This window comes from Paracoccus angustae (assembly GCF_042648745.1).
GTDB classification, from domain to species: domain Bacteria; phylum Pseudomonadota; class Alphaproteobacteria; order Rhodobacterales; family Rhodobacteraceae; genus Paracoccus; species Paracoccus angustae.
Window position 1 is genome coordinate 1 of sequence record NZ_JBHRXY010000103.1, and the last position, 1,774, is coordinate 1,774.

3 protein-coding genes are annotated in these 1,774 nt (G+C 57.4%); all 3 read left to right on the forward strand.

Features of this window, described 5'->3' with window-relative positions:
* Nucleotides 1-309 precede the first annotated feature (309 nt).
* Nucleotides 310-612 carry an XRE family transcriptional regulator gene (locus ACFOM8_RS22910; RefSeq protein ID WP_377764669.1) on the forward strand — a complete coding sequence of 101 codons (303 nt, stop codon included), beginning with the start codon at nt 310-312 and terminating at the stop codon, nt 610-612.
* A 79-nt stretch (nt 613-691) separates the two neighbouring features.
* Nucleotides 692-946, forward strand: a complete 255-nt coding sequence (locus ACFOM8_RS22915) for a ribbon-helix-helix domain-containing protein (protein ID WP_377764670.1) — start codon at nt 692-694, stop codon at nt 944-946.
* Nucleotides 947-950: 4 nt separating this feature from the next.
* Complete coding sequence (locus ACFOM8_RS22920; protein WP_377764671.1) at nt 951-1,265, forward strand: type II toxin-antitoxin system RelE/ParE family toxin; 315 nt, start codon at nt 951-953, stop codon at nt 1,263-1,265.
* Nucleotides 1,266-1,774 lie beyond the last annotated feature (509 nt).

Genomic DNA, 1,774 nt, shown 5'->3' on the forward strand with positions numbered 1-1,774 from the left:
TCGGGGAAGGGTCACATGGGTCAAATCTCAATGGAAATTATGGGCCTGCCTGGGTCACTTCTGGGTGGAAATCAACATCTGTCGAATATTTTTGATGCTCGGTGGACATCCGCACATATTCGGCCGCGCGCTGCAACGGCACCGATGCGGCGGAGTCGCTGGTCCGGTCCGTCTCTGCTTCGACCAATTCCACCCCCAGCCAATAATCCTGGCGTCTCCTGACGATTGGCCCGAGCCGAACTCAGCGCAAAAATCGAATCTGCCGTTTTCATGTCTGCTTCCAGATATTTAATGGATGGGGACAGGATCATGCGGATCAACATGGGCACAGTTGTGCCGAAAATGGGCACAGTTTTGCACCTGGAGGCGGCGCAGATCGACTATCGACGCGCGATCGCCATGGCCTTGCACGAGGAGCTCGGCTCAACGCATCGGGCCATCAAATCGGCGATGCGGTGGACTGGCGCCAGCGAACGGACTGTGAAGTACTGGTTTGCAGGGGAGCGCGGCCCAAGCGGGCAGCACCTCGTCTCGCTTGCCCGTCATTCGGACGTGGTGCTGTATGTGTTTCTGGCGATGGCGGGCCGGCACTCCGATGGGGAAGAAGGGTGACCCACCAGCTCCGAGTCGCCTTGTCGTGTAGGCAATATTGTTTATATTGAAGACACGCCAGTTCACCCGAGTGACTACGATGTCCCGCAGCACGACCATGACCGTCCGCCTCAGCGGCGCCCTCAGCGATTTCGTTGCGGCGAATGTCGGCGAAGACGGATCCTACGAGAATATCAGCGAGTATGTCCGCGACTTGATCAGGCGCGACAAACAACGGGCAGAGCAGGAGTCGTTCGATCGCCTGAAAGCCGAACTGACCCGCGCGTTCGCGACCCCGGAAGAAGCCTACAAGCCGCTGACAGCTTCCGAGGTCATCTCCCGGAACCGGGCCTGATTGTATGGCCATTCGTGTTCAGGAGGCGGCATCGCTTCGCCTCGATGATATCTACCGCTACACCCGGGACCGTTGGGGCGAAACGCAGGCCGACCGCTATGTCACCGGCATGTTCGAAGCCTTCGAAGGAATCGAGACCCACCGTGTCGTGTCGAAACCGGTACCAGCGGAGTTCGGCGTCGATGGCTATTACTTCAGATATGAGCACCACTTCGTCTATTGGCGCCATCTATCGAACGGTGACATCGGGATCGTCACGATCCTCCATGAGAGGATGCACCAGATTGACCGCTTCCGGGTGGACATTGGACCTGCCTAGGTGAACTGGAGGGACACGTAGCTGACGCCAATCGTTATCCGGAATCCGGGATCGTACCAGCGCGAGTGCCAGAAATTTACAAAGTTCTGCGCGATGCTCGGTCGGAGTAATCAGAAGGGGAGATAGCGGATTTGGACGTTTCATGATGGGCGGCTCTCCCTGCCAGCCTTTCCGTTTCAATATTCGCGGGCTGATCCGCCAGGGATTCGCCAAGTCGTCTTGATCAAGGTAGTGTTCCAGCATCTTCATTTCCTTTGTAGCGACTCGTCGTGTCGTTCGGAAACGAAGGCGGGGGCGTGCGAAATAGGCAAGTTGAAGGCGGTACTTTTAGTTTCAGAGGCTCAAACAGTCCCCAAGGTAGAGAAGGTTGGAATTGAGCCCCATTCCCTCCGCCATTTGCACATTGCAAACCCGAGAACAGGTCCCTCGCGGGGGCTCTGTTGCACAAATCGGCTGAACGCCGAGGTTCCCCTTTCCCGGACGGACTCATCCCATGGGCTCTGTGACGG

Excerpts from the sequence above, each read along its gene's own strand:
- ACFOM8_RS22920 (WP_377764671.1), top strand. The coding sequence starts at position 951 with ATGGCCATTCGTGTTCAGGAGGCGGCATCGCTTCGCCTCGATGATATC.
- ACFOM8_RS22910 (WP_377764669.1), top strand. The coding sequence starts at position 310 with ATGCGGATCAACATGGGCACAGTTGTGCCGAAAATGGGCACAGTTTTG.
- ACFOM8_RS22915 (WP_377764670.1), top strand. The coding sequence starts at position 692 with ATGTCCCGCAGCACGACCATGACCGTCCGCCTCAGCGGCGCCCTCAGC.